The organism is Streptomyces sp. NPDC040589 (assembly GCF_055594445.1).
Genome location: NZ_JBVIWP010000001.1, coordinates 1,187,268 through 1,212,550, shown reverse-complemented (window position 1 = coordinate 1,212,550; position 25,283 = coordinate 1,187,268). Strand labels below are relative to the sequence as shown.

The 25,283-nt window shown below is 66.7% G+C and carries 35 protein-coding genes; 29 read left to right on the top strand and 6 right to left on the bottom strand.

What is annotated here, in order from left to right; genetic code table 11:
* Positions 1–68 precede the first annotated feature (68 nt).
* Complete coding sequence (tuf, locus tag ACZ58V_RS05575) at positions 69–1,262, top strand: elongation factor Tu (RefSeq protein WP_193482362.1); 1,194 nt, start codon at positions 69–71, stop codon at positions 1,260–1,262.
* Between the two features lie 113 nt (positions 1,263–1,375).
* Here tuf and ACZ58V_RS05570 read toward each other — a convergent pair whose 3' ends face one another.
* From ACZ58V_RS05570 to ACZ58V_RS05555, 4 genes are all read right to left on the bottom strand, one after another.
* Positions 1,376–1,558 (bottom strand): hypothetical protein, encoded by a 183-nt coding sequence (locus tag ACZ58V_RS05570; protein ID WP_468186910.1) that lies wholly within the window; start codon positions 1,556–1,558, stop codon positions 1,376–1,378.
* Between the two features lie 90 nt (positions 1,559–1,648).
* Complete coding sequence (locus ACZ58V_RS05565) at positions 1,649–1,996, bottom strand: hypothetical protein (protein ID WP_468186913.1); 348 nt, start codon at positions 1,994–1,996, stop codon at positions 1,649–1,651.
* A gap of 86 nt (positions 1,997–2,082) precedes the next feature.
* Positions 2,083–2,946, bottom strand: coding sequence for a helix-turn-helix domain-containing protein (locus ACZ58V_RS05560; RefSeq protein ID WP_471288478.1), 864 nt, complete (start codon positions 2,944–2,946; stop codon positions 2,083–2,085).
* Positions 2,947–3,158: 212 nt separating this feature from the next.
* Positions 3,159–3,614, bottom strand: a complete 456-nt coding sequence (locus ACZ58V_RS05555; protein ID WP_471288476.1) for an ATP-binding protein — start codon at positions 3,612–3,614, stop codon at positions 3,159–3,161.
* Positions 3,615–3,769: 155 nt separating this feature from the next.
* On the opposite strand from ACZ58V_RS05555, the gene ACZ58V_RS05550 reads away from it, so the two are divergent.
* Positions 3,770–4,648 (top strand): helix-turn-helix domain-containing protein, encoded by an 879-nt coding sequence (locus ACZ58V_RS05550; RefSeq protein ID WP_471288475.1) that lies wholly within the window; start codon positions 3,770–3,772, stop codon positions 4,646–4,648.
* Entirely contained in the window at positions 4,645–4,830 is a 186-nt protein-coding gene (locus ACZ58V_RS05545; protein WP_468186922.1) for a DUF397 domain-containing protein, read from the top strand. The genes ACZ58V_RS05550 and ACZ58V_RS05545 overlap by 4 nt, the downstream gene beginning before the upstream one ends.
* A 7-nt stretch (positions 4,831–4,837) precedes the next feature.
* On the opposite strand, the gene ACZ58V_RS05540 is transcribed toward ACZ58V_RS05545, so the two are convergent.
* Entirely contained in the window at positions 4,838–6,214 is a 1,377-nt protein-coding gene (locus ACZ58V_RS05540) for a S41 family peptidase (RefSeq protein WP_471288474.1), read from the bottom strand.
* A gap of 142 nt (positions 6,215–6,356) precedes the next feature.
* Between ACZ58V_RS05540 and ACZ58V_RS05535 the strand changes: the two genes are divergently transcribed.
* A complete protein-coding gene (locus ACZ58V_RS05535; protein ID WP_471288472.1) occupies positions 6,357–6,875 on the top strand; it encodes a hypothetical protein in 519 nt (172 codons plus the stop codon).
* An 11-nt stretch (positions 6,876–6,886) separates the two neighbouring features.
* Here ACZ58V_RS05535 and ACZ58V_RS05530 read toward each other — a convergent pair whose 3' ends face one another.
* Positions 6,887–7,600 (bottom strand): hypothetical protein, encoded by a 714-nt coding sequence (locus ACZ58V_RS05530; RefSeq protein ID WP_468186931.1) that lies wholly within the window; start codon positions 7,598–7,600, stop codon positions 6,887–6,889.
* A gap of 82 nt (positions 7,601–7,682) precedes the next feature.
* Between ACZ58V_RS05530 and ACZ58V_RS05525 the strand changes: the two genes are divergently transcribed.
* The 25 genes from ACZ58V_RS05525 (at position 7,683) to rpsE (ending at position 25,282) form a co-directional block, all read left to right on the top strand.
* The gene (locus tag ACZ58V_RS05525) at positions 7,683–8,330 is read left to right on the top strand and encodes a hypothetical protein (RefSeq protein WP_468186934.1); all 648 of its coding nucleotides are present in this window, start codon (positions 7,683–7,685) and stop codon (positions 8,328–8,330) included.
* Positions 8,331–8,423: 93 nt separating this feature from the next.
* Positions 8,424–8,966, top strand: a complete 543-nt coding sequence (locus tag ACZ58V_RS05520) for a barstar family protein (RefSeq protein WP_468186937.1) — start codon at positions 8,424–8,426, stop codon at positions 8,964–8,966.
* A 16-nt stretch (positions 8,967–8,982) separates the two neighbouring features.
* Entirely contained in the window at positions 8,983–9,450 is a 468-nt protein-coding gene (locus ACZ58V_RS05515) for a hypothetical protein (RefSeq protein ID WP_468186940.1), read from the top strand.
* Between the two features lie 118 nt (positions 9,451–9,568).
* Complete coding sequence (locus ACZ58V_RS05510; protein ID WP_468186943.1) at positions 9,569–14,191, top strand: DUF6531 domain-containing protein; 4,623 nt, start codon at positions 9,569–9,571, stop codon at positions 14,189–14,191.
* A 15-nt stretch (positions 14,192–14,206) separates the two neighbouring features.
* Positions 14,207–14,629, top strand: a complete 423-nt coding sequence (locus ACZ58V_RS05505) for a hypothetical protein (RefSeq protein WP_468186946.1) — start codon at positions 14,207–14,209, stop codon at positions 14,627–14,629.
* A gap of 103 nt (positions 14,630–14,732) precedes the next feature.
* Complete coding sequence (locus ACZ58V_RS05500; protein WP_468186949.1) at positions 14,733–15,707, top strand: SUKH-3 domain-containing protein; 975 nt, start codon at positions 14,733–14,735, stop codon at positions 15,705–15,707.
* A gap of 439 nt (positions 15,708–16,146) precedes the next feature.
* Complete coding sequence (gene rpsJ / locus ACZ58V_RS05495; RefSeq protein ID WP_003948644.1) at positions 16,147–16,455, top strand: 30S ribosomal protein S10; 309 nt, start codon at positions 16,147–16,149, stop codon at positions 16,453–16,455.
* Positions 16,456–16,472: 17 nt separating this feature from the next.
* A complete protein-coding gene (gene rplC / locus ACZ58V_RS05490) occupies positions 16,473–17,117 on the top strand; it encodes a 50S ribosomal protein L3 (RefSeq protein WP_030839681.1) in 645 nt (214 codons plus the stop codon).
* 7 nt (positions 17,118–17,124) lie between these two features.
* Positions 17,125–17,781, top strand: a complete 657-nt coding sequence (rplD, locus tag ACZ58V_RS05485) for a 50S ribosomal protein L4 (RefSeq protein WP_189728748.1) — start codon at positions 17,125–17,127, stop codon at positions 17,779–17,781.
* Complete coding sequence (gene rplW, locus ACZ58V_RS05480) at positions 17,781–18,200, top strand: 50S ribosomal protein L23 (protein WP_031105224.1); 420 nt, start codon at positions 17,781–17,783, stop codon at positions 18,198–18,200. The genes rplD and rplW overlap by 1 nt, the downstream gene beginning before the upstream one ends.
* A 40-nt stretch (positions 18,201–18,240) precedes the next feature.
* A complete protein-coding gene (gene rplB / locus ACZ58V_RS05475; protein ID WP_030839671.1) occupies positions 18,241–19,077 on the top strand; it encodes a 50S ribosomal protein L2 in 837 nt (278 codons plus the stop codon).
* A 12-nt stretch (positions 19,078–19,089) separates the two neighbouring features.
* Complete coding sequence (gene rpsS / locus ACZ58V_RS05470; protein ID WP_057607913.1) at positions 19,090–19,371, top strand: 30S ribosomal protein S19; 282 nt, start codon at positions 19,090–19,092, stop codon at positions 19,369–19,371.
* A 42-nt stretch (positions 19,372–19,413) separates the two neighbouring features.
* Positions 19,414–19,761: a 50S ribosomal protein L22 gene (rplV, locus tag ACZ58V_RS05465; protein WP_184591450.1), complete on the top strand. Its 348-nt coding sequence runs from the start codon at positions 19,414–19,416 to the stop codon at positions 19,759–19,761.
* Positions 19,761–20,585, top strand: a complete 825-nt coding sequence (rpsC, locus tag ACZ58V_RS05460; protein WP_184591448.1) for a 30S ribosomal protein S3 — start codon at positions 19,761–19,763, stop codon at positions 20,583–20,585. The genes rplV and rpsC overlap by 1 nt, the downstream gene beginning before the upstream one ends.
* Before the next feature lie 5 nt (positions 20,586–20,590).
* Positions 20,591–21,010 carry a 50S ribosomal protein L16 gene (rplP, locus tag ACZ58V_RS05455; protein ID WP_003992362.1) on the top strand — a complete coding sequence of 140 codons (420 nt, stop codon included), beginning with the start codon at positions 20,591–20,593 and terminating at the stop codon, positions 21,008–21,010.
* The gene (rpmC, locus tag ACZ58V_RS05450) at positions 21,010–21,234 is read left to right on the top strand and encodes a 50S ribosomal protein L29 (protein WP_010036720.1); all 225 of its coding nucleotides are present in this window, start codon (positions 21,010–21,012) and stop codon (positions 21,232–21,234) included. The genes rplP and rpmC overlap by 1 nt, the downstream gene beginning before the upstream one ends.
* Positions 21,234–21,521 carry a 30S ribosomal protein S17 gene (rpsQ, locus tag ACZ58V_RS05445; RefSeq protein ID WP_003992363.1) on the top strand — a complete coding sequence of 96 codons (288 nt, stop codon included), beginning with the start codon at positions 21,234–21,236 and terminating at the stop codon, positions 21,519–21,521. Before rpmC ends, rpsQ begins: the two co-directional genes overlap by 1 nt.
* Before the next feature lie 107 nt (positions 21,522–21,628).
* Complete coding sequence (gene rplN / locus ACZ58V_RS05440) at positions 21,629–21,997, top strand: 50S ribosomal protein L14 (RefSeq protein WP_003992364.1); 369 nt, start codon at positions 21,629–21,631, stop codon at positions 21,995–21,997.
* A gap of 2 nt (positions 21,998–21,999) precedes the next feature.
* Positions 22,000–22,323: a 50S ribosomal protein L24 gene (gene rplX / locus ACZ58V_RS05435; RefSeq protein ID WP_053674523.1), complete on the top strand. Its 324-nt coding sequence runs from the start codon at positions 22,000–22,002 to the stop codon at positions 22,321–22,323.
* Entirely contained in the window at positions 22,323–22,880 is a 558-nt protein-coding gene (gene rplE / locus ACZ58V_RS05430; protein WP_003992366.1) for a 50S ribosomal protein L5, read from the top strand. Before rplX ends, rplE begins: the two co-directional genes overlap by 1 nt.
* 5 nt (positions 22,881–22,885) lie before the next feature.
* The gene (locus tag ACZ58V_RS05425) at positions 22,886–23,071 is read left to right on the top strand and encodes a type Z 30S ribosomal protein S14 (protein ID WP_003948630.1); all 186 of its coding nucleotides are present in this window, start codon (positions 22,886–22,888) and stop codon (positions 23,069–23,071) included.
* Between the two features lie 214 nt (positions 23,072–23,285).
* Positions 23,286–23,684, top strand: a complete 399-nt coding sequence (rpsH, locus tag ACZ58V_RS05420; RefSeq protein ID WP_104789270.1) for a 30S ribosomal protein S8 — start codon at positions 23,286–23,288, stop codon at positions 23,682–23,684.
* A gap of 24 nt (positions 23,685–23,708) precedes the next feature.
* Positions 23,709–24,248 carry a 50S ribosomal protein L6 gene (gene rplF, locus ACZ58V_RS05415; protein WP_010036705.1) on the top strand — a complete coding sequence of 180 codons (540 nt, stop codon included), beginning with the start codon at positions 23,709–23,711 and terminating at the stop codon, positions 24,246–24,248.
* A gap of 3 nt (positions 24,249–24,251) precedes the next feature.
* The gene (gene rplR / locus ACZ58V_RS05410) at positions 24,252–24,635 is read left to right on the top strand and encodes a 50S ribosomal protein L18 (protein ID WP_030930487.1); all 384 of its coding nucleotides are present in this window, start codon (positions 24,252–24,254) and stop codon (positions 24,633–24,635) included.
* A gap of 41 nt (positions 24,636–24,676) precedes the next feature.
* On the top strand, positions 24,677–25,282 hold the full coding sequence (gene rpsE, locus ACZ58V_RS05405; RefSeq protein WP_164332815.1) for a 30S ribosomal protein S5: 606 nt from the start codon (positions 24,677–24,679) through the stop codon (positions 25,280–25,282).
* Position 25,283: the final 1 nt, after the last annotated feature.

The following is a 25,283-nucleotide window of genomic DNA, read 5'->3' as shown; positions in this document are numbered from 1 at the left end:
TTTCCAGCAAAGATCATCCTGGCGCCGATGAGTAAGGCGTACCAGAACCACTCCACAGGAGGACCCCAGTGGCGAAGGCGAAGTTCGAGCGGACTAAGCCGCACGTCAACATCGGCACCATCGGTCACATCGACCACGGTAAGACGACCCTCACGGCCGCCATTACCAAGGTGCTGCATGACGCGTACCCCGAGCTGAACGAGGCCTCGGCCTTCGACCAGATCGACAAGGCTCCCGAGGAGCGCCAGCGCGGTATCACGATCTCGATCGCGCACGTCGAGTACCAGACCGAGACGCGTCACTACGCCCACGTCGACTGCCCCGGTCACGCGGACTACATCAAGAACATGATCACGGGTGCGGCGCAGATGGACGGCGCCATCCTCGTGGTCGCCGCCACCGACGGCCCGATGCCGCAGACCAAGGAGCACGTGCTCCTGGCCCGCCAGGTCGGCGTTCCGTACATCGTCGTCGCCCTGAACAAGGCCGACATGGTGGACGACGAGGAGATCCTGGAGCTCGTCGAGCTCGAGGTTCGTGAGCTCCTCTCCGAGTACGAGTTCCCGGGCGACGACGTTCCGGTCGTCAAGGTCTCCGCTCTGAAGGCCCTCGAGGGCGACAAGGAGTGGGGCAACTCGGTCCTGGAGCTCATGAGCGCCGTCGACACCGCGATTCCGGAGCCGGAGCGCGACGTCGACAAGCCGTTCCTGATGCCGATCGAGGACGTCTTCACGATCACCGGTCGCGGTACGGTCGTCACCGGCCGTATCGAGCGTGGTGTCCTCAAGGTCAACGAGACCGTCGACATCATCGGCATCAAGACCGAGAAGACCACCACCACGGTCACCGGCATCGAGATGTTCCGCAAGCTGCTCGACGAGGGCCAGGCCGGTGAGAACGTCGGTCTGCTGCTCCGTGGCATCAAGCGCGAGGACGTCGAGCGCGGCCAGGTCATCATCAAGCCGGGCTCGGTCACCCCGCACACCGAGTTCGAGGCGCAGGCCTACATCCTGTCCAAGGACGAGGGCGGCCGCCACACGCCGTTCTTCAACAACTACCGCCCGCAGTTCTACTTCCGTACGACGGACGTGACCGGCGTGGTGACCCTCCCCGAGGGCACCGAGATGGTCATGCCGGGTGACAACACCGAGATGAAGGTGGAGCTCATCCAGCCCGTCGCCATGGAGGAGGGCCTGAAGTTCGCCATCCGTGAGGGTGGCCGGACCGTGGGCGCCGGCCAGGTCACCAAGATCAACAAGTGAGTCTTCGGACTGGCTTGAGGGTCCACTGACCTGAGTGGCTCGAAGGGGCCCGTACGACTTCGGTCGTGCGGGCCCTTTTGCTGTGTGCGGGTTGCCATCCGGGCGGGGCAGGGTCAGAAGCCCAGATACGTGAACTGGACGACGTAGATCCGCTCACTGGGGACGACGACCTGATACGTGAACATGCCGCTGGGGACGATGATGTTGCCGCCCTTCGGGTCGACGCCGTCATGTGCCTGTCCGTGGACGTGTAAGGCTTCGGCGGCTCTGACCAGTTCCTCCGCCTTGCTTTCCACTTCGGCGAGGAAGCCGTTCCACTTCGGCGAGGAAGCCGGTGGGAGCGGTTCGGGCCGCGTCGGCGCCGAAGGCGTACTCCCATTTCCAGCTCACTCGCGGACTGCCTTCATGGCTTCGTCCAGGACGGCGCTCAGCTCACGCAGCGCCTCCTGGGCGACGGCGGGGTCCTCGTGTTCCAGGTGGGTCTTCGCGTGGGCGTAGCGGGTGGACAGGTCGGGGCGTCGGGCGATCTCGATGTCCCGGGCCCAGGTCAGCACCCAGCTCCGCACCGGGCTGAGGGACTGCCATTCGACCGCCTTGGCGAACGCGTCGTCCTTGGTTGCCTGCATCTCTTCCAGACGGGCCGGATCGACGGTGGCGAGGGCCGCGCGCAGGGCGTCAGGAGTCTGCTGGGGGCGGGGCGCCAGCTCATGTCCGTGGTCGGCCTGCGTGCTCATCGTGTCCGCCTCCGGAGAGCGCCCCGGCCAGGCTATCCCGCCCGGGTGGCGGGAGAGCGCGGCAATGTGTGCGGCATTTGCTCTCCTCATGCGGCTTCCAGGAACTTGGCACCCTTGGATCGGCAATCGCGGCAATGGCCCGGGGCCGCTGCGCGGAACGCCCGGTCGCAGCCGTCGCAGGTCTGGAGGGGGTGCTGGGTGGGCGGTGGTGTCGCTGGCTGGGCGAGGGGCGGCGGGGGTGGTAGCTGCGCTGTGAGGCGGTGGGCCAGGAGGGCGGCCGGGCGGCGGAGGGGCTCCGGTGGGAGCTCGGAAGTCAGGGCGTGGCGTACGGCGGCCGGGGTGACGTCGCGTTCGAGCCAGGCGGCGACGCCGGGGGCGAGGCGGGCGGTGTCGCACGCCGAGAGCAGGAGGCGAGGGTCCTCGCGGCGGAGACCGGTGAGGAGGTCCGCGGCCTGCTGAAGGAGGGCGGGGGCGGGGAAGGCCGGTTGCGGTACGGCAGGGAGGGGTTTGCCGCTGGGCGACCCCGTCCGCTTCCTCGGGGCCGGCCGCGGGGCCTCCGTACGGCTGTGACCTGGCTGGTTGCAGGAGGTCGTGCGGGTGACGATCCGGCCGTCGGGGACGCGTACGCGCTCGCGGCGCAGGTAGCCGTGGGCCTCCAGCTCGTTCAGGGCGGAGGAGATACGGGTCGTCCCCTCGGGGAAGCGGGCCGCGAGGGACTTGATGTCGATGCGGGCGCCGACGGGCAGCGACTGGATGTGCGTGCCGAGCCCGATCGCGAGCAGTGACAGCTCCGGGTGCTGGGCGAGGTGGTTGCCGATCACCGTGAAGCGGGTGGTGTGGCGGGTGTGGTCGTGGACCAGGCCGGAGTGGGGGTGCCGCCGGTTCGGGTGCTTCTTTGCGGCAACTCGGGTGTGGGCGTGCGTGGGCACGTTAGGGTTCTGCGTATCCATCAGGAAGGTCTCTTCTTCCTCGGTGGTCAGGCCCTCGCACTGGGATTGCCGTCCCGGCGGGGGCCGTCGCATGTCTGCGGTTGTGTGGTGACGTGTTGCGCTGAGCGTAGGGCAGGCAATGGCTCCCGAAGCTAGTCGAGTTGGGGATGTTCACTCGCGCGAGTGAGGCCGCCCGGCGTGCGGGAGGAGGGGTGGGGCTTGGTGGGGTTCTTTCACCGGTGTGGTCCTTCTGGGAAGCCGCCCGCGCCGCCGAAGTCCAGGTTCTTGGGCTTCGGTGCGAGGTCGATTTCGGCCCAGACGGTCTTGCGGGGCGGGAGTCCTGGGGCGGTGCCCCAGCGGTTGCTGAGCGCCTCGACGAGGAGCAGGCCCCTGCCGGAATCGGACAGTGCCGGCAGACGGTCGTCGCGGGTGTCCGCCACCTCGATGCGGAGAGTGTCGGCGACGACGTAGAGGAGCAGGCGGAAGTCGCGGCCGGGGATGCGGCCGTGCGTCACCGCGTTGACCGACAGTTCCGCGATGACCTGCCGTGCCGGGTCCAACGGAAGGCCCCAGGAGCGCAGTTGTTCGGTGGCCAGGAGGCGGGCGAGGCGGGCGCCGCGTGGGGTCGGGGACAGCTGGAGGCTGAAGTTGCGGATGCGGGTGGTGAGTTCGGGGGGATTCTGCTTCACGTCACTCAGCGTGGCGGTCTGTGGCTACCGTGAACAGTGACTCAGTGGGTGCGTACGGTGACTGTCCGGAGCTTGTCCGGTGGTGTCCGGGCTGTCGGAGCCGGGCGTACGGGTAGAGCGCTGGGCACGGTCGTACGACGGCGGAAGGGTGCGGGATGACGGTGGTCGAGGCGGGCTCGGGGCGGCTCAAGGGCGAGGCGGACGAGCCGGGTTGGGAGGTGGATCCCGACGACGAGTGGGGCGTCGCCGTCATCGCGACCGTCGGGCGGCAGCTGAAGCTGCGGCGGGAGGCGGTGGGGATGCGGGCCGGCGAGTTCGGGACGGCGGTGGGGTACGGCGAGGACATGGTCTACAAGATCGAGGGTGGGAAGCGGATCCCTCGGCAGGACTATTTGGTCAGGGCGGATGAGGTGTTGGGGGCGGGTGGGCTGGTCGCGGCGACTTGGGAGGACGTGAAGAGGGTTCGGTATCCGAAGAAGGTGCGGGAGCTTGCCAAGTTGGAGGGGCAGGCGGTTGAGATTGGTGTGTACGAGAGCATCAGCATCAATGGGCTGTTGCAGACCCCCGACCATGCGCGAGCCCTGTTCGAGTCGTGGCAGCCCGCGTACTCGCCAGACGAGGTGGAGCGCTTGGTGGCCGCGCGCGTGGCCCGGCAGTCCGTGTTCGAGCGGTCGCCCGCGCCATCGCTCAGCTTCGTCCAGGAGGAGGCGACGCTGCGACGCCCGGTTGGGGGCACAATGGTCTGGCGTCAGCAGCTTGAGCGTCTGCTGGAGGTGGGACGGTTGCGTAACGTCAGGCTTCAGGTGATGCCGACGAGCAGCGAGGCCCATCCCGGTCTGAACGGGAGGATCGAGGTGCTGAAATTCGGGGACGGCACTGCGGTGGGCAGGTCCGACGGCGCTTTCGCCGGCCGGCCGACCACCGATCCGAAGCACATCCGGATCCTCGAACTCCGCTATGGCACCATCCGAGCTCAGGCCCTTCCCCCGCGGGAGTCGCTGGCCTTCATCGAGCAACTGCTGGGAGAGACATGATCCGCAACGCTGAACTGGCGTGGTTCAAGAGCAGCTACAGCAGTGGCCCTGACGGCGACTCCTGCGTCGAGATCGCGATAGCCCCCCACACCATCCACGTCCGCGACTCCAAGCACGCCACCCAGGGCCCCCGGCTCGCGCTCGCGCCGGAGGCCTGGGTCGGGTTCGTGGCTTCCCTCTAGCCGTCGTTCAGCCCTTGTTCCGAAGGACGCTCACCGCGCGGTCGAACGCCGAGTCGCGCTTCTTGGCGAACTCCTCCTTCGTGAAGACCGGTTCGGTGAGGTGGGGCGGGATGCCGGAGCCGTCGTAGGTCCGGCCCGACCGGTTCAGGAACTCCTCGTTCGGGAGGATCGCGGTCATGCCGTTGGGCAGGTTGCGTTCCATGACGTCGGAGAAGACGCCCTGGGTGGGCTGACCGATGCGGATGGTGCCGCCCGGCCGGTCGATGAGGGCCTGGGTGAAGGTCTCGCCCGCGCTGACGGTGGAGCCTCCGGTGAGTACGGCGATGGGGCCGGTGTAGCGGGGGCCGTCGGCAGGGGCCACCCGGATGGGCTCGGGGCGGGTGTGCCGGCCCGGGTCGGTGGGGTGGTTGCGGGCGCGCTTGGCGTAGGCGACGTAGGGCTTGTCCGTGAGGTGCTCGGCGATGTGGATGCCGAGGGCGTCGGAGCCGCCGCCGTTGATGCGCAGGTCGATGATCAGGCCGTTGAGGCGTTGGGTGCGGTCCTTGGTGAGGATGGTGTCCAGGGCCTTGCCGAGTGCGGCGAGGTGGGCGGCGTACGGGGCATCCTCGGAGGTGTAGCCGCCGAAGCCGGAGATACGGAGATAGCCCTGGCGGGCGCTACCGGGCAGGTCGGCGTAGGTGATGCGGCCGTTCGCGAAGTCCTGGCGGTACGGGGCGCCCTTGAGATCGCGCTCGACGACGAACTTCTTGACCTTGGTGTCCAACGACTCCGTGGGCACCTCGGTGCCCGGGCGGGCCTGGGCGAAGACGAGGTCCCCGTCCTCGACGGCGACATGGGCGTCGTAGAGAGGCCGCACCATGTCGCTGAAGATCCCGAAGAGCTCCTTGCGGGTGGTGTCCTTGTGCACCATGGGCCGATACCGGTCCCGCATGCCCTGCCAGTCGACGCCCTTCGCGGCGAAGAAGGGGTAGTTCTCGGCGAAGGAGTGCCAGAAGACGTCGAAGGAGGTGCGGGCGTCCTTGGGCGTGGGGCGGGTGCAGTCGGAGGGCAGTTCCTTGATCCGCCGGAGTGCGCGATGGCCGACGGAACTGTCCGCGCCGAGGGTGGCGCGGTCCTGGTCCGGGCCGGGGCGGACGGTCAGTACGGTGCCGTCGGCGGTCGTGTAAGCGCCAGAGCCGGTCCTCCGCGCGGCCTCGCCCTCGACGCAGCTGACGGACGTCGTCTGGAACTCCTGGAGGGTGTCGCCGTCGAGGGAGAGGACAGTGCCGTAGCCGTCCATGCGCCAGACGCCGTCGATGCCGGGCCTGCCGGGGCTGGCGGTGGCGGGCGCTGCCGCTGCCGCGGCGAGGGCCAGGCTGAGGACGGTGGCTGTGACGGTTCGCATGATCGGTTCCCCCGTTGAGTGGTCGTGTATCTCCTACGGTGCCCGGGGGAGCGGGGGCGGGCCATCCGGCGGGCTGGTGGACGGGGGTGGGGACAGCCCCCTCTTCCGCCGGTCGGCCGCTGCCGTGCTGTGACACTGGAGCATGACTTCAGAACCGGCGGCTCGCGACGACCACCTTGACCTGGACGCGATCGAGGAACTGTGCGCGGCCGCGACCACGGACCACGCGTTCGCCGCCATGGCGAGGGAAGCGGTGCCGCGACTGGTGGCGGAGGTCAGGCGCCTGCGCTGGCTCGTCTCCTTCGGGGCGTGCGATACGGCCGGCACCACGGGCACGGAGTTCGTGCTGGCGCTCGACGAGGAGATGCTGGCGTACTTCCGCGAGATGGCGGACGTACTGGTGGAGCGCATCGGTATCTCCCGTGCGGAGGCGGTCGCGAGGATCAACGCGTCGTACGGGACGCGGGAGTGGGTCACCCTGGACCTCCAGCTCATGGGGCACGAGCTGCCCGAGTACTGGGCCTACGGTCTGTACTACGGCCAGGACGGCCGGGGCCGGGGACCGGTCGGGGACCCGGTCGCGGATGCGGACATCGACTTCACCGCGCTCCCCGTACGCCCGGCACCGCCGAAGGACTCGCCCTTCTGGACGGTGGAATAGCCTCAAGGTGCTCAGTGAGTCAGCCGAGGGCCCAGGAGTGGCAGAAGCCGGTCCCTGAGGAGGCCGCGCGTGGGCTCCATGGACATCCACAGCAGCTTGTGATGTGTCCCGTCGGCCATCGACAGCGTCATACCGGAGGTGGTCAGGCCGCCGTGGATCCGGGCGTGCGTGATCTCGGTGAGGGGGAGCACCTTGTTGGTGCGGTGGGCGGAGCGGATGGTGTCGGGGTCGTAGACGAGGGTCTGGAGTCTGTCCGGGGCTGCCAGTTCGGGCCCGACGAGCCCGACCAGCATGGTGGCCAACACGCTGCCGCGGATGCGGACCAGGTGGTCGGAGAGCAGCCACAGTTCGCCGTGAATCCAGTCCAGCCAGCCGGTCGTGCAGGTACGGGCGATGAGCCTCGCCGGCTGCAGGCTGACCCGTCCGGCCCGGGCAACCGCCTCGTCGAGCAGCGTACCGACCGCCTGCACGGACGAGACCCGCCGAGACTCCTGCACGGCCTCGCTCGGTGAAGTGAAGTGCAGGCGCGCCTGCCCGTTGCAGTGCACCTCCACGAACAACCGGACGGCCCAGTCGGCAGCGGTGAAATGCACCGCCAACTGCTCGCGATCGTCCGCCCAGGGCACGGGGGACACCTGGATCCCCTCCGCGAGCCAGTGCGATCTGCGCTGCTCGATCTCCGCACCGGCCATGTCCATGGCTATCCGATGTCTCGTCTCTCTCACGCCGCCGATCTTGTCGTAACCCGCCCTCGCATGATGGGACGATGGTCGGACTTGTGATCGAGTGAACGGGGAGGCCGGCGTCATGGCCCGCTACATGGAGACCCTGACCGTCGAGCGGGGCGGTTTCCGGATCAAGGTGCCGGAGACGTGGTGGGAGTTCGACGTACGGCCGGAGTCGCGGGACGACTCGATCCGCCGGATGGTGAGCGAACGGGTGCAGCAGCGCCCTGAGTTGGAGCAGTACCGAGGTACGTACGTCGACTTCCTCCAGAAGGCCGCCGCCGATGCCTGGAAGTCCGGCGCGCTGTACTGCGGCTGCATGGCGGAGAGCTTCGGCGGGGACACTCCGATCACCGGCTCCGTCACCGTCTCCCTGGTCGGCGGCCGCAACGAGCGGGGCGAGCCGCTCTCGAACGACCCCTCTGTCATCGCGAGCCAGCTCGCGGTGAAGGAAGCCAAGCGGGAGGGCGACTCCTGGCGCAAGGTGACGACGGTCGACATCCCAGGGGTCGGTCCCGCCGCGCGCACGCACGGCATCGAGGACATCGCCGTACCCGGCGACGCGCTCAACCGCACGATCCGAGCTGTGCTGATGCAGACGTACATCCCCGTGCCGGGCCAGGAGGGCAAGGTGGCCCTGGTCGCCGGCAGCAGCCAGGTCCTGGACCTCGCGGACTCGTTCTTCGACATCTTCGACGCGATCACGTCTACGTTTCGGTTCACGGAGTGATCCCGTTGTCCGAGATCTCCGATGGGCGGGCCAGCATGCCTGACATCAGATTGTCTCGGCACAGTGTGGTCATTGACTGTGAGAAATCCAGCTATGGCGAGCTTTGACATCACAGGAGCATCGAAGCCCTGGGTCATCTTCGTTCCGGAGGGAGAGGCCAGTATCCAGCGTCAGCTGTCGAGGCTGGAGGCGAAGGGAGGGCTCGTCCACCGCTTCGACTCCCGCGACATGATGACCGAGGAAGGCATATACCGGGTGTTCGCCGAAGCCCTGCAATTTCCGAGTTACTTCGGCAAGAACTGGGACGCTTTGGTGGACTGCCTGGACGATCTGTGCGGTGCGGTGACAGGTGGTGTCGGAGTCGCGGGCGTGTTTCAAGACGCGGATCGAATCCTGGAGACGGAACACTTCTCCCTGCTCGTATCGGTCCTCTGCCAGGGCGCAGACCGCGCGAACTCGGCTGTGGACCTCGATGGTTCCCCCCTGGACCGGCCCGCGATCGTCCAGCATTTCGTATTCGAGTTCCGCCAGTTCGATCGCGAGAAGGTGGCATCGAGGATCGAACAACGTGACCTCGACATCGCCACCGGAGGACAGTTCGTCGCCGTTGCTCTCAACCCTGACGAGTGGCGCTGAGCCGAGGAGGGCAGTCATGGAGGGCGGCTATGACTGGGCGTCCGGTGAGGGCCTGCTGAGGCTCGACGACCCAGGGGAGTGGGACGCGGCGTTTGAGCGTGGTGAGCACTGGCTCGGCACGGCCGTGATCGGGTTGGTGTTCCACTGTCCCCTGGCGGACGTGTCTCCACGGATCGTCAGGGCCATGCAGTTGCCGGACGCTGGCCAGCGAGGATTCGCCTTCACAGCAGCTGGCCACGCGGCCCGTCTCAACGGCGAGATGACGCCGGAGCTGTACGCGGCCCTGCGTGCCGAAGGCCCGGGCGGTTTCGCGGAGAACGCCATCGGGGACACGCTCACCTTCGTGCCGTTCCGGAAGCTGCCGCCGTGGTTCAAGTGGCGCTGGGTATATGAGGCGGTGCGGGACAAACTGGAAGCCTGGTGGCTTCAGTCCGTGTACGCCGTCGAGGACGCTTGGCGGGCGGCGTGCCGACGCAGCTCCTGATGCCGGTCTCCGCAGCTCCGGCTCCGGGACCCGCCTTTCCGTCGAACCGGTTGTGCCTTGTAAGTTCACGTGTGCATACGGTTGTTGACGTTGATGTGCGCGTGACGGGGGTTGCGGTATGGCGGGGCACAGGCCTTCGGACTGGCATGTCCTGGATCTGGACAAGGATCCGACGCCGGGCGACCCACAGCGCGTGCGCACACTCGCGAAGCATCTGCATGACTTCGCCGACGACGTCTCCGAGGGACTGCGGCTGGTCAAGGGCATGGCGGGGGAGGGCACGCTCCATGAGTGGGCGGGCAAGTCGGCGGACGTCTTCAAGGAGGACTTCGCCGACGTCCCGAAGAACCTGAAGAAGCTGAGGAAGTCGTACGAGATGTGCGGCGACGCGCTGGCGGACTTCTGGCCGAAGCTGGAGCGGGCGCAGTCGCTGGCGGACAAGGCGCTGCGCAAGGGCCGTGAGGCACGCGAGACTCTTTCCTCCGCCCAGTCCCGTCTTGCCTCGGCGGACTCGTGGGTGACGCGGGCGGGCAAGGAGGCGGACAAGTACAAGGACGACCCGACCGGCAGTAAGTCGGACGCGGACAAGCCCGATGAGGGGAAGGTCCGTGCCGCCACCCGGGATGTGCAGCACGCCGAGTCGGCCCAGTCGAAGGCCCAGTCGGATGTCTCCGACGCGCAGGACGCGCTGGCGGCGGCGAGGAAGATGGCCGAGGACGCGCGCAAGATGCGCGACGATGCGGCGCGTGAGGCGAAGTCGAAGATCGACGAGGCCTCGGACGCGGGTATTCAGAACCGGTCGTGGTGGGAGGAGGTCGGCGACTGGTTCACCGACAACTGGGACACCATCGTGGCCGTGTGCAAGGTCGTGGTCGCGGTGGTCGGGATCGTGGCGATGATCATCGGTGGGCCGATCCTGGGCGCGATCGTGCTGATCGCGGCGGCTGTGGTCCTCGCTGACACGCTCTATAAATACTCCAAGGGCCAGGCGTCCCTATGGGACGTGGGCCTGGCCGCGCTGGACTGCATACCCGGCATGAAGGGTCTGACCACGCTCGGCGGCGTGGCCAAGGGCCTCAAGGGCGGCCTCTCCGCGATGAAGGGGCTCAGGGGCGGGCTGAAAGGCATGGGACTGGCCGTGCGCGGTCTGGGCAAGAACGCCCGAGGCATGCTGGCCGACGGTGCGCAGGGCGCATACAACCGGGTCAAGAAGGTTGTCCGTTCAGATGGCAGCGACCCCATCGACATGGCTACGGGCGCCATGTACTTGCCGCAGACCGATGTGGAGCTGCCCGGGTTGCTGCCCCTGGCTTTCACCCGCAGGGTCGCATCCGACTACCGCTGCGGCTGGTGGTTCGGCCCCACCTGGGCATCGACCATCGACCAGCGGTTGGAAGTCGACCAGGACGGCATCGTCTTCGTGACCGAGGACGGGCTGCTGCTGGCCTACCCTCATCCCAGCGATGCGGACACGCCGCTGATGCCCCGGTCCGGCCCTCGTCGGCCACTGACCCGCCTGGAGGACGGCGGCTATCAGATCAAGGACCCGCTCACCGGCCAGACATGTCATTTCGGCCGCCCGAGCCACCACGGCATAGCCTTGCTGACCAGAATTGCCGACCGTAACCAGCACACGATCACCTTCGACTACGACGAGTACGGCAGTCCGCTGGCCATCCGCCACTCGGCCGGCTATCACCTCAGGCTCACCACTGAGGAAGGCCGCGTCACCGCCCTGTGCCTCGCCGGGGCCGCCGAAGACGGCTCGGATGCCGTCATCAAGCGCTATGGGTACACGGACGGCAACCTCACCGAGACCATCAACTCCTCCGGCCTGCCGCTGAAGTTCACCTACGATGAGCGGCTGCGCATCACGTCGTGGACGGACACCAATAATCGCAGTTACGCCTACCGCTACGACGACCAGGACCGCTGCATCGCAGAAGGTGGCGAGGCCGGTCACTTCGCCATCACCCTCGACTACGACGGCACGGATCACGCCTGGCCCGGGTCCCGCATTACCAAGCTCACCACCGCGGAAGGTGCTGTCACCCGCTTCGTAGTCAATGCCGGCAGCCAAGTCATCGCCCAGGTAGACCCTCTTGGCCACGCCACCGGCACGGCTTACGACGAGCACCATCACGTGGTGTCCCAGACGAACGCTCTGGGCCACGTCACACAGTTCGTCAACAACGCGGTGGGTCAGCGCATCCGAGTCGTCCGTCCCGATGGGCATGTGATCTTGGCGGAGTACAACGAGCTGTTCCTTCTGGAGAAGCTCGTCAGTCCCGACGGCACGGTCCAATGCCAGACACACGACGATCGTGGTAACCGCGTCGCGGAGACGGACCGCGCTGGGAATGTCACCCGCTTCACGTACGACGATGCGGGCCGTCTCACCTCCGTCACGGACCCGCTGGGGATCGTCAGTGACGTCCGCTGCGACCGAGCGGGGCTTCCTGTCGAGATCACGGACCCTTCTGGTGGCGTCACTCGCTACGAGCGGGATGCTTTTGGCCGTCCGACTGGCATCGTCGATGCAACAGGAGCGCTGACCTGCCTGGAGTGGACGGTGGAAGGGCAGCTCACTCGGCGCACGGCCCCTGACGGCACCGCTGAGTACTGGACCTATGACGGCGAGGGCAACTGCACCAGCCATGGGAACCCGCAGGGTGACATCACCAGGTACGAATACACGCACTTCGACCTGCTGGCGGCTCGTACCACTCCCGACGACGTCCGTTACGAATTCGCCCACGATGCGGGATTGCGTCTGACGCAGGTCACCAGGGCGGATGGTCTGAACTGGACCTACCGGTACGACTTGGCCGGCAGGCTGGTCGGTGAGACGGACTTCGACGGTCGCACGCTTGCGTACGCCTACGATGCCGCGGGTCGGCTCCGATTCCGCACGAACGCCCTTGGCCAGACCGTTCAGTTCGAGCGCGATGAACGGGGCCAGGTGGTGAGGAAAGACGTCGTCGGCAATGTCACGACATACGGCTATGACCCTGCGGGTCGGTTGACTCACGCGGTGAGTCCTGACGCCGCCCTCGAACTGGACCATGACGATCACGGTCGTCTTCGCCAGGAGACGGTGAACGGCCGAGCCCTGACATTCGAGTACGACGCCCTCGGCCGTCGCACAGGTCGCAGACTACCGAGCGGTGCACGGACCACGTGGACGTATGACGCCATGGGCAACCGCGCCGGCATGGTGTCGTCCGGCCGCAGCATCGACTTCACCTACGACCAGGCTGGCCGTGAACTGTCGCGCAGTATCGGTACCGACCACCTGACCCTGGCCCAGACGTACGACGGTCTGGGACGTGTTGCGAGCCAGAGCGTGACAGGGCCGCAGGGTCAGAGTGTTCAGCACCGTACCTACACGTACCGCGCCGACGGACACGTGACAGCCATCGACGACGACCTCGGAGGCTCCCTCCGCTTCGAACTGGATCAGGTCGGCCGCGTCACCGCGGCGTATGCGGCGGGCTGGACCGAACGGTATGCCTATGACGAGATGGGCAACCAGACGAAGGCGTCCTGGCCGGAACACCACCCTGGTGCGGATGCCTCCGGTGAACGGACCTATACCGGCACGCGCATCACCGGCGCCGGCCGTGTCAGATACGAACACGACGGGCTCGGCCGCATCGTCCTGCGCCAGAAGACGCGACTCAGCCGAAAACCGGACACCTGGCGCTATGAGTGGGATGCAGAAGACCGACTGGTCGCAGTCACCACACCGGACGGGGTTCGATGGTGCTACGCATATGATCCGCTCGGGCGTCGCATAGCCAAGCTCCGTTTCGGCGAGGACGGTGACACGGCCGAGCGCGTCGACTTCACCTGGGATGGTTCGATTCTCGTCGAACAGACCACGGTCGTGCGGGACGCCCCCCACCTGGTGACCTTGACCTGGGAGCACCAGGGGCGGCATCCCATTGCGCAGTCGGAGCGGATCGCCGCAGTAGAAGCACCCCAAGAGGACATCGATTCTCGCTTCTTCGCGATCGTCACCGACCTGGTCGGTACCCCTGCCGAACTTGTCGACGAGCAGGGCGAGGTGGTGTGGCGTGCCCGCAGTACCGTCTGGGGGAGTACAGCATGGCCGAGGAATAGCAGGGCATATACTCCGCTACGGTTTCCGGGCCAGTACTACGACCCCGAAACGGGTATGCATTACAACTACTTCCGCCACTACGACCCGGAAACGGCAAGATATGTAACTCCGGACCCGCTTGGCCTCGCACCGGGGCCGAACCCGGCAGCATACGTCGCGAATCCGCTCAGGTTCACCGATGTTCTCGGCCTGGCTCCCGATTACCCGCTTGGAGAGCGGGGGAATCCCTTCGCTAGCCGGGCCGATGCCGAGAAGGCCGCCTTCGATGTCGCGGGGGTGCCGCACGGATCCACACCCGACGCCGAGTGGGTGGTCATGGGGGACAAGGCATATAAGAACATGCCGGGCTATGTGTACTCAAAGGAACCGACTCACTGGGGAAACTTCCGTCAGTTCGAAACAGATAGCGGATCTCGTGTGATCGTGGAGCATACCCACGATCCAGCAGGCCTTCACTTCCATGCCGGAGCACCCAAGGGTATGACCGCTGAGGAACGGAGTCGAAATCTGGTCAACTTCGGCTGGGACAGCACGCAGGAAGGGTACGGCACCATGGAACGCTATCGAGCATTGGATAAACCTGGCGGAGACCATCACTTCTTTTATCAGGGTTAGAGCTTGGAGAGCGTAATGGACGCGGAAATTGAATCCCTCTTCCGAAATGCAGGTATCGAGGTGATCGGAAAGTTGGAAGTCGACAGCGGCCCTTCGGTCACAGAAGCGTTTCGCAGGGTGGTGCACATCGACGCCGAGCCGGTTGAGCGCATTCAGCGCCGTGCGGCCGACGCGGCTCGCAGCGTCGACGAGTCATGGAAAGCCCGTGCTCGGAGCAGCGGCGTCCTGGCCGAGGACGGTACATGTCTGGCGGCCGCCAGCATGGAGTACGGCTGGGTACAGGTGCGGCTGACCGATGACGCCGATATCTCGGCTCTGCGATCCCCGGAAGGAGAACTGCTCCTCATCGCCCGCTCCTCGAGTGGCCACCGTGTCTGTGCGGCGAGCACCGAAGGGGGTGAGTACTGGATCCTCGAAGAAGGATTCCCTAGCTCATGAGGAACTGCTCGTGCGGCGTATGTGTAAGCCGGCGCCGACCCACAGGTGGCCAGGCACCTTCAAGCTCTCGCCGTCACGGCCCTCCCGTCGGGCGGTGACGTGAGTGAGTGACGACCGGGCACGTAACTGGTCCCCGCAGGCCGAAGAGGTGCTGCGCCGCGCCGGCTGGCGCCCCGGTCGTTCGGTGCCGACGGGCACCTGGGAGTCGATCCTGCTTGAGCGTGGGTCCTTTGAGGTCCACGAGGCCGCGCGCCGGTTCCTGTCCGAGTTCGGCGGCCTGGTGACGTATGGCTGGCCCGCCGACTCGATCACCACGTCATCGGCCGTCCGGTTCGATCCTCTCCTGGCTGAATGGCAGGACGAGTGGTTCGCGAAGGCGAGCCGGGAAGCGGGTGTGCCCCTGTACCCCGTGGGCGTGGCGGACGAGGGGGCCGGCTTCCTGGGCATCACCGAGGACGGGGCGCTCCACCTCGTGCGGAACCACGTGGAACTGCTGTCCACGACGATCGACGAGGGATTGGACCGTCTGGTGGCGACGCAGGGAGCCCAGTCCCTCCTCTACAAGCCTGGCAGGCCGGCGGCCGGCCACGCTTTCTGGCACCGGCTGGACGTCGTGGAGGCCGATGCGGACTCCGGGCGGGGGTGGTCTGCGGAGACGGACCAGGTGCTTCGGGCCGGCGGCTGGTTCCCGGGCCGGTCGGTTCCCACGGGGACCTGGGAGGGCATTCTTGTGCAGACCGGTGAGTTCGAGATCCACGACGCGGCGCGGCGCTTTCTGGCGGAGTTCGCTGCCGTGGGAGTGCCCTACCGCGAGCCGTGGGACTCGATGCCGTGGATGCAGTTCCGGCTGGACCCGCTGTCGGCGATGTGGGACGCGGAGATCATCGACGACCTCGCCGACCAGGCGGGCGTCGAGCTCTTCCCCATAGGGGTGCGCGACCGAGGGAACGAGTACCTGGCCATGGCCGAGGACGGCGCGGTCTACGCCGGCATGGACAGTGTCCGACTGCTGGCTCCCACGCCTGACGAGGCGCTGCAGCGGCTCGTCAGCAGGCTTCGGCCAACGGCTTCCTATTGATCATCGGCGGGCAGGGCGCGCCCACGGTTTGACCTACATCACCCCCGGGGTATTCTCCTCGGCTCGATTGGCGTCGCCCCTGCCCCATATGGCAGACTGTCCGAGTTGCTCGGTCGAGTGTTGATGCTGCGCGCCTCCCGCCGGGGGGACCGGAAGCGAGTCCCACAGTACTCGTCGCCCTAACTGCCACACGGCAGCGCTGGGGCGGACGTACGGGAATCTTTCGGGAAGTGTTAGTGCGGCACCGGCCAGGCACCCGGTGGGTCTTCCGCCCCCGGCTCGCGGTTCCGGAAGGGCCGTGTGCAATCCCGCAGGGATGTTCGAACCATGGGACATCCATGTCAGCGAGAGAGCGACACGCCCGACCGCGTGGGTCGGAGAACGAAGGTACGGAACACCGGGTTCCAGAGCGTTACGAGAGACAGGACTACTAGTAGCCATGGCGGGACAGAAGATCCGCATCCGGCTCAAGGCCTACGACCACGAGGTCATCGACTCCTCGGCGAAGAAGATCGTCGAGACGGTGACTCGCACTGGTGCGTCGGTCGCGGGCCCGGTGCCGCTGCCCACTGAGAAGAACGTGTACTGCGTCATCAAGTCGCCGCACAAGTACAAGGACTCGCGCGAGCACTTCGAGATGCGCACGCACAAGCGCCTGATCGACATTCTCGACCCGACCCCCAAGACCGTTGACTCTCTGATGCGACTCGACCTCCCGGCCGGTGTCGACATCGAGATCAAGCTCTGAAGGCCGGTGATCTGAGAATGGCTAAGCAGATCAAGGGCATCCTGGGCGAGAAGCTCGGCATGACGCAGGTGTGGGACGCGAACAACCGCGTTGTTCCGGTCACCGTCGTCAAGGCCGGCCCCAACGTCGTCACCCAGGTCCGCACGAACGACGTCGACGGCTACGAGTCCGTCCAGATCGCGTTCGGCGAGATCGACCCGCGCAAGGTGAACAAGCCCCTCAAGGGCCACTTCGCCAAGGCCGACGTCACTCCCCGCCGCCACCTCGTCGAGATCCGTACCGCTGACGCCAGCGAGTACACCCTCGGCCAGGAGATCACCGCCGAGGTGTTCGAGGCCGGCCTCAAGGTCGACGTGACCGGCAAGAGCAAGGGCAAGGGCTTCGCCGGTGTCATGAAGCGTCACAACTTCAAGGGCCTCGGCGCCGGACACGGCACCCAGCGCAAGCACCGCTCCCCCGGTTCCATCGGTGGCTGCGCCACCCCGGGCCGCGTGTTCAAGGGCCTCCGCATGGCGGGTCGCATGGGCAACGAGCGTGTCACCACCCAGAACCTGACCGTCCACGCCGTTGACGCGGAGAAGGGTCTGCTGCTCATCAAGGGCGCGGTTCCCGGTCCGAACGGCGGCCTCGTCCTGGTCCGCACCGCGGCCAAGGGGGCCTGAGGTACCGATGAGCACTGTTGACATCCTTTCGCCTGCAGGCGAGAAGACCGGTAGCGTCGAGCTCCCCGCGGAGATCTTCGGCGTGGAGAAGATCAGCATCCCGCTGATCCACCAGGTCGTCGTCGCGCAGAACGCCGCTGCCCGCCAGGGCACGCACAAGACCAAGCGTCGCGGTGAAGTCCGTGGTGGCGGCAAGAAGCCGTACCGCCAGAAGGGCACCGGTCGCGCCCGTCAGGGTTCGACCCGCGCGCCGCAGTTCGCCGGTGGTGGCGTCGTGCACGGTCCCGTGCCGCGCGACTACTCGCAGCGGACCCCGAAGAAGATGAAGGCTGCCGCTCTGCGTCACGCCCTCACCGACCGGGCCCGCCACAACCGCATCCACGTCGTCTCCGGCGTCATCGAGGGTGAGAACCCGTCGACGAAGGCCGCCAAGTCGCTGTTCGGCAAGATCTCGGAGCGCAAGAACCTGCTCCTGGTCGTCGACCGCGCCGATGAGGCCGCGTGGCTGTCCGCCCGTAACCTGCCCCAGGTCCACATCCTGGAGCCGGGCCAGCTGAACACGTACGACGTTCTCGTCTCGGACGACGTGGTCTTCACCCAGGCCGCCTTCGAGTCCTTCGTGTCCGGCCCGAAGGCCAATGACACCGAAGGGAGCGAGGCCTGATGGCTATCCGTCACCCCGCTATCGCCTCCAAGGCGGCGAAGAAGGCCAAGGCCGCGCGCGTCGCCAAGGCGCGCCGCCACGCCGCCGAGGGCAAGAACACCGTCGAGACCCCGCTGAGCAAGTCGTTCACGGACCCCCGTGACGTGCTGCTCAAGCCGGTCGTCTCGGAGAAGAGCTACGCGCTCCTCGACGAGGGCAAGTACACGTTCGTCGTGGACCCGAGCGCCAACAAGACCCAGATCAAGCAGGCCGTCCAGGCGGTCTTCTCGGTCAAGGTCACCGGGGTCAACACGATCAACCGCCAGGGCAAGCGCAAGCGGACCCGCACCGGCTTCGGCCAGCGCGCGTCCACCAAGCGCGCGATCGTGACCCTCGCTGAGGGCGACCGTATCGACATCTTCGGCGGTCCGACCGCCTAAGGGCGGTCCGGATCGTCCGATATCGGACGAGGACTGAGAAATGGGAATCCGCAAGTACAAGCCGACTACGCCGGGCCGCCGTGGCTCCAGCGTCGCCGACTTCGTCGAGGTCACGCGGTCCACGCCGGAGAAGTCGTTGGTCCGCCCCCTGCACAGCAAGGGTGGCCGTAACAACTCCGGTCGTGTGACCGTCCGCCACCAGGGCGGTGGCCACAAGCGCGCCTACCGCGTGATCGACTTCCGTCGTCACGACAAGGACGGCGTGCCGGCGAAGGTCGCGCACATCGAGTACGACCCCAACCGCACCGCGCGCATCGCGCTGCTGCACTACGCCGACGGCGAGAAGCGCTACATCCTCGCCCCGCGCAACCTGCAGCAGGGTGACCGCGTCGAGAACGGTCCCGGGGCCGACATCAAGCCGGGCAACAACCTTGCCCTGCGCAACATCCCGGTCGGTACCACGCTGCACGCCATCGAGCTGCGTCCGGGCGGCGGTGCGAAGTTCGCCCGCTCCGCCGGCGCCTCGGTGCAGCTGCTCGCGAAGGAGGGCTCGATGGCCCACCTCCGCATGCCGTCCGGTGAGATCCGCCTGGTCGACCAGCGCTGCCGCGCCACGGTCGGCGAGGTGGGCAACGCCGAGCAGAGCAACATCAACTGGGGTAAGGCGGGCCGTAAGCGCTGGCTGGGCGTTCGCCCGACCGTGCGTGGTGTGGTCATGAACCCGGTGGACCACCCGCACGGTGGTGGCGAAGGCCGTACCTCGGGTGGTCGTCACCCGGTGTCCCCCTGGGGCAAGAAGGAAGGCCGTACTCGTTCGCCCAAGAAGGCGTCGAACAAGTACATCGTCCGCCGCCGCAAGACGAACAAGAAGCGCTAAGGACGGGTTGAGATGCCTCGTAGCTTGAAGAAGGGGCCCTTCGTCGACGACCACCTGATCAAGAAGGTGGACGCTCAGAACGAAGCCGGCAGCAAGAACGTCATCAAGACCTGGTCCCGTCGCTCCATGATCGTGCCGGCCATGCTCGGTCACACGCTCGCGGTGCACAACGGCAAGACCCACATTCCGGTGTTTGTCACCGAGTCGATGGTCGGCCACAAGCTCGGCGAGTTCTCGCCGACGCGCACCTTCCGGGGTCACGTCAAGGACGACCGGAAGTCGAAGCGCCGCTAGCAGCGGGGTGGAATGACCATGACAGACACTGGAAGGACAACCATGGACGCCAGGGCCCAGGCGCGGTACATCCGCGTCACGCCCATGAAGGCCCGCCGAGTGGTGGACCTCATCCGTGGCCTGAACGCCACGGAGGCTCAGGCGGTCCTGCGTTTCGCCCCGCAGGCCGCGAGCGTGCCGGTCGGCAAGGTGCTGGACAGCGCCATTGCCAACGCCGCGCACAACTACGACCACACCGATGTCGACAGCCTCTTCATTTCCGAGGCCTACGTCGACGAGGGCCCGACCCTGAAGCGGTTCCGTCCGCGTGCCCAGGGCCGTGCCTACCGGATCCGCAAGCGGACCAGCCACATCACCGTGGTCGTCAGCAGCAAGGAAGGAACCCGGTAATGGGCCAGAAGGTAAACCCGCACGGGTTCCGGCTCGGTGTCACGACCGACTTCAAGTCGCGTTGGTACGCCGACAAGCTGTACAAGGACTACGTCAAGGAAGACGTCGCCATCCGTCGGATGATGACGTCCGGCATGGAGCGCGCCGGCATCTCCAAGGTCGAGATCGAGCGCACCCGTGACCGTGTGCGTGTGGACATCCACACCGCGCGTCCGGGCATCGTCATCGGCCGCCGTGGCGCCGAGGCCGACCGCATCCGCGGTGACCTCGAGAAGCTCACGGGCAAGCAGGTCCAGCTGAACATCCTCGAGGTCAAGAGCCCCGAGACCGACGCTCAGCTGGTTGCCCAGGCCGTCGCCGAGCAGCTCTCCTCCCGCGTCTCCTTCCGTCGCGCCATGCGTAAGAGCATGCAGGGCACGATGAAGGCCGGCGCCAAGGGCATCAAGATCCAGTGCGGTGGCCGCCTCGGTGGCGCCGAGATGTCCCGCTCGGAGTTCTACCGCGAGGGCCGTGTGCCCCTGCACACGCTCCGCGCGAACGTGGACTACGGCTTCTTCGAGGCCAAGACGACCTTCGGCCGCATCGGTGTGAAGGTCTGGATCTACAAGGGCGACGTCAAGAACATCGCCGAGGTCCGCGCCGAGAACGCTGCTGCCCGTGCGGGTAACCGCCCGGCCCGCGGCGGTGCCGACCGCCCGGCCCGTGGTGGCCGCGGTGGCGAGCGGCGCGGTCGCAAGCCGCAGCAGGCTGCCGGCGCCGAGGCCCCCAAGGCCGAGGCTCCCGCGTCCGCCGCTCCGGCTGAGAGCACCGGAACGGAGGCCTGACCGAAATGCTGATCCCCCGTAGGGTCAAGCACCGCAAGCAGCACCACCCCAAGCGCAACGGCATGTCCAAGGGTGGCACGCAGGTTGCGTTCGGCGAGTACGGCATTCAGGCCCTGACCCCGGCGTACGTGACGAACCGGCAGATCGAGGCAGCTCGTATCGCCATGACGCGTCACATCAAGCGTGGCGGCAAGGTCTGGATCAACATCTACCCGGACCGCCCCCTCACGAAGAAGCCCGCCGAGACCCGCATGGGTTCCGGTAAGGGTTCTCCGGAGTGGTGGATCGCCAACGTCAAGCCCGGACGCGTGATGTTCGAGCTGTCGTACCCCAACGAGAAGATCGCGCGCGAGGCCCTGACCCGTGCGGCCCACAAGCTGCCGATGAAGTGCAAGATCGTCAAGCGCGAGGCAGGTGAAGCGTGATGTCGGCCGGTACCAAGGCGTCCGAGCTGCGCGAACTGGGCAACGAGGAGCTGCTGAACAAGCTCCGCGAGGCCAAGGAAGAGCTGTTCAACCTCCGCTTCCAGGCGGCGACGGGCCAGCTCGAGAACCACGGCCGGCTGAAGGCCGTCCGTAAGGACATCGCGCGGATCTACACCCTGATGCGTGAGCGCGAGCTGGGCATCGAGACGGTGGAGAGCGCCTGATGAGTGAGAGCAACGTGACTGAGCAGACTGCAGAGGCCCGCGGCTTCCGCAAGACCCGTGAGGGTCTCGTCGTCAGCGACAAGATGGACAAGACCGTCGTCGTCGCCGTCGAGGACCGCGTCAAGCACGCGCTGTACGGCAAGGTCATCCGCCGTACCAACAAGCTCAAGGCGCACGACGAGCAGAACGCCGCGGGTGTCGGCGACCGTGTCCTCCTCATGGAGACCCGGCCGCTGTCCGCGACGAAGCGCTGGCGCGTCGTCGAGATCCTCGAGAAGGCCAAGTAATCCCGCCCAGGGGGACCCCCTAGGCATCGTTCCGCCAGGCTCGGCAGGGGCCGACCTCGAAAGAGGAGAGCCCCTGTCGGGAACCGGCAGACAACCAGGAGATAGACGTGATCCAGCAGGAGTCGCGACTGCGTGTCGCCGACAACACGGGTGCGAAGGAAATCCTCTGCATCCGTGTGCTCGGTGGCTCCGGTCGCCGCTACGCGGGTATCGGTGACGTCATCGTCGCCACCGTCAAGGACGCGATCCCCGGCGGCAACGTGAAGAAGGGTGACGTCATCAAGGCGGTCATCGTTCGCACCGTCAAGGAGCGCCGCCGTCCGGACGGCTCGTACATCCGCTTCGACGAGAACGCCGCTGTCATTCTGAAGAACGACGGCGACCCTCGTGGCACCCGTATCTTCGGCCCGGTCGGCCGTGAGCTGCGCGAGAAGAAGTTCATGAAGATCATCTCCCTCGCGCCGGAGGTGCTGTGAGCATGAAGATCAAGAAGGGCGACCTGGTTCAGGTCATCACCGGTAAGGACAAGGGCAAGCAGGGCAAGGTCATTGCCGCTTACCCGCGCGACGAGCGTGTCCTGGTCGAGGGTGTCAACCGGGTCAAGAAGCACACCAAGGCAGGTCCGACGGCTCGCGGTTCGCAGGCCGGCGGCATCGTCACCACCGAGGCGCCGATCCACGTCTCCAACGTCCAGCTGGTCGTGGAGAAGGACGGCAACAAGGTCGTGACCCGCGTCGGTTACCGCTTCGACGACGAAGGCAACAAGATCCGCGTTGCCAAGCGGACGGGTGAGGACATCTGATGACGACCACCACCAGCCCGCGTCTGAAGCAGAAGTACCGTGAGGAGATCACGGGCAAGCTGCGTGACGAGTTCAAGTACGAGAACGTCATGCAGATCCCCGGTCTCGTCAAGATCGTGGTCAACATGGGTGTGGGCGACGCCGCCCGCGACTCCAAGCTGATCGAGGGTGCCATCAAGGACCTCACCACGATCACCGGTCAGAAGCCGGCCGTCACCAAGGCCCGCAAGTCCATCGCGCAGTTCAAGCTGCGTGAGGGCCAGCCGATCGGTGCCCACGTCACGCTCCGTGGCGACCGCATGTGGGAGTTCCTGGACCGCACCCTGTCGCTCGCGCTGCCGCGCATCCGCGACTTCCGCGGCCTGTCCCCCAAGCAGTTCGACGGCCGTGGCAACTACACCTTCGGTCTCACGGAGCAGGTCATGTTCCACGAGATCGACCAGGACAAGATCGACCGCACCCGGGGTATGGACATCACCGTGGTGACCACGGCGACCAACGACGCTGAGGGCCGTGCGCTCCTTCGTCACCTCGGCTTCCCCTTCAAGGAGGCGTGAGCGAGATGGCGAAGAAGGCTCTGATCGCTAAGGCTGCTCGCAAGCCCAAGTTCGGTGTGCGTGGCTACACCCGCTGCCAGCGCTGCGGCCGCCCGCACTCCGTGTACCGCAAGTTCGGCCTGTGCCGCGTGTGCCTTCGTGAGATGGCTCACCGTGGCGAGCTGCCGGGCGTGACCAAGAGCTCCTGGTAATCCCACCTTTTAGGGATTCCCAGGGCTCTCGGTAAGCAATGGGCGCGTCAGGCGCCCTCCCCTTCATGGCTTAGGCTTGGAGGGTTGGGCGCCTGACGGTCGCCCGTACGACTTACTACGCCGTAGGTCCACCGCGCCGCACCCGTCCCGTCTCGGATCGGGGAGAGGGATGGCGCACCAGGAAACCCCGGCGAGAGAGGCCGAAGGCCAATTCATGACCATGACTGATCCGATCGCAGACATGCTGACGCGTCTGCGGAACGCGAACTCGGCATACCACGACTCCGTGACGATGCCGGCGTCGAAGATCAAGTCGCACATCGCGGAGATCCTCCAGCAGGAGGGCTTCATCACGGGCTGGAAGGTCGAGGACGCCGAGGTCGGCAAGAACCTCGTTCTCGAGCTGAAGTTCGGCCCGAACCGTGAGCGCTCCATCGCGGGCATCAAGCGGATCTCCAAGCCCGGTCTCCGGGTGTACGCGAAGTCCACCAACCTGCCGAAGGTTCTGGGCGGCCTGGGCGTGGCCATCATCTCCACGTCCCACGGTCTCCTGACCGGCCAGCAGGCGCAGAAGAAGGGCGTGGGTGGGGAAGTCCTCGCCTACGTCTGGTAGTTCGGGAACGGAGGAGAGACAGCAATGTCGCGTATCGGCAAGCTCCCCATCCCGGTTCCCGCCGGCGTGGACGTCACCATCGACGGCCGTACGGTCGCGGTCAAGGGCCCCAAGGGCGAACTGACCCACACCGTCATCGCGCCGATCGACATCGCCAAGGCCGAGGACGGCACCCTTCAGGTGCTCCGGCCCAACGACGAGCGGCAGAGCAAGGCCCTGCACGGCCTGTCCCGCACGCTGGTGGCGAACATGATCACCGGTGTGACCCAGGGATACGTCAAGAAGCTCGAAATCAGCGGTGTCGGTTACCGCGTCGTGGCGAAGGGCTCCAACCTGGAGTTCTCCCTCGGCTACAGCCACCCGATCCTGGTCGAGGCCCCCGAGGGCATCACCTTCAAGGTGGAGTCCCCGACTCGTTTCTCGGTCGAGGGCATCGACAAGCAGAAGGTCGGCGAGGTTGCGGCCAACATCCGCAAGCTGCGCAGGCCCGACCCGTACAAGGCCAAGGGCGTCAAGTACGAGGGCGAAGTCATCCGCCGCAAGGTCGGAAAGGCGGGTAAGTAAGCCATGGCATACGGACAGAAGATCCTTAAGGGCGACGCCTACAAGCGCGCCGCGATCAAGCGCCGCCACATCCGGATCCGTAAGAACATCAACGGAACGGCGGAGCGTCCGCGTCTGGTCGTTACCCGCTCGAACCGCCACATCGTGGCCCAGGTGATCGACGACATCAAGGGTCACACCCTTGCGTCGGCGTCCACCCTGGACACCTCGATCCGCGGTGGCGAGGGCGACAAGTCCGCGCAGGCCAAGCAGGTCGGCGCCCTGGTCGCCGAGCGCGCCAAGGCCGCCGGTGTCGAGGCCGTCGTGTTCGACCGTGGTGGTAACCAGTACGCGGGGCGCATCGCCGCCCTGGCGGACGCCGCCCGCGAGGCCGGGCTCAAGTTCTGAGCCGGTTCCGTAGCTAGCGGAAACAGAGAGAGGTAATTCCAATGGCTGGACCCCAGCGCCGCGGTGGCGGTGCCGGTGGCGGCGAGCGGCGGGACCGGAAGGGCCGTGACGGCGGCGCTGCTGCCGCCGAGAAGACCGCGTACGTTGAGCGCGTTGTCGCGATCAACCGCGTCGCCAAGGTTGTGAAGGGTGGTCGTCGCTTCAGCTTCACCGCGCTGGTCGTGGTGGGCGACGGTGACGGCACCGTGGGTGTCGGATACGGCAAGGCCAAGGAGGTGCCGGCCGCCATCGCCAAGGGTGTTGAGGAGGCCAAGAAGCACTTCTTCAAGGTCCCCCGCATCCAGGGCACCATCCCGCACCCCATCCAGGGTGAGAAGGCTGCCGGCGTCGTGCTGCTCAAGCCCGCGTCGCCCGGTACCGGTGTTATCGCCGGTGGTCCGGTGCGTGCCGTGCTCGAGTGCGCCGGTATCCACGACGTGCTGTCGAAGTCGCTCGGCTCCGACAACGCGATCAACATCGTGCACGCGACCGTGGAGGCCCTCCGTGGCCTGCAGCGCCCCGAGGAGATCGCGGCCCGCCGTGGTCTGCCCCTCGAGGACGTCGCCCCCGCGGCTCTTCTCCGTGCGCGTGCCGGGGCGGGTGCGTAAT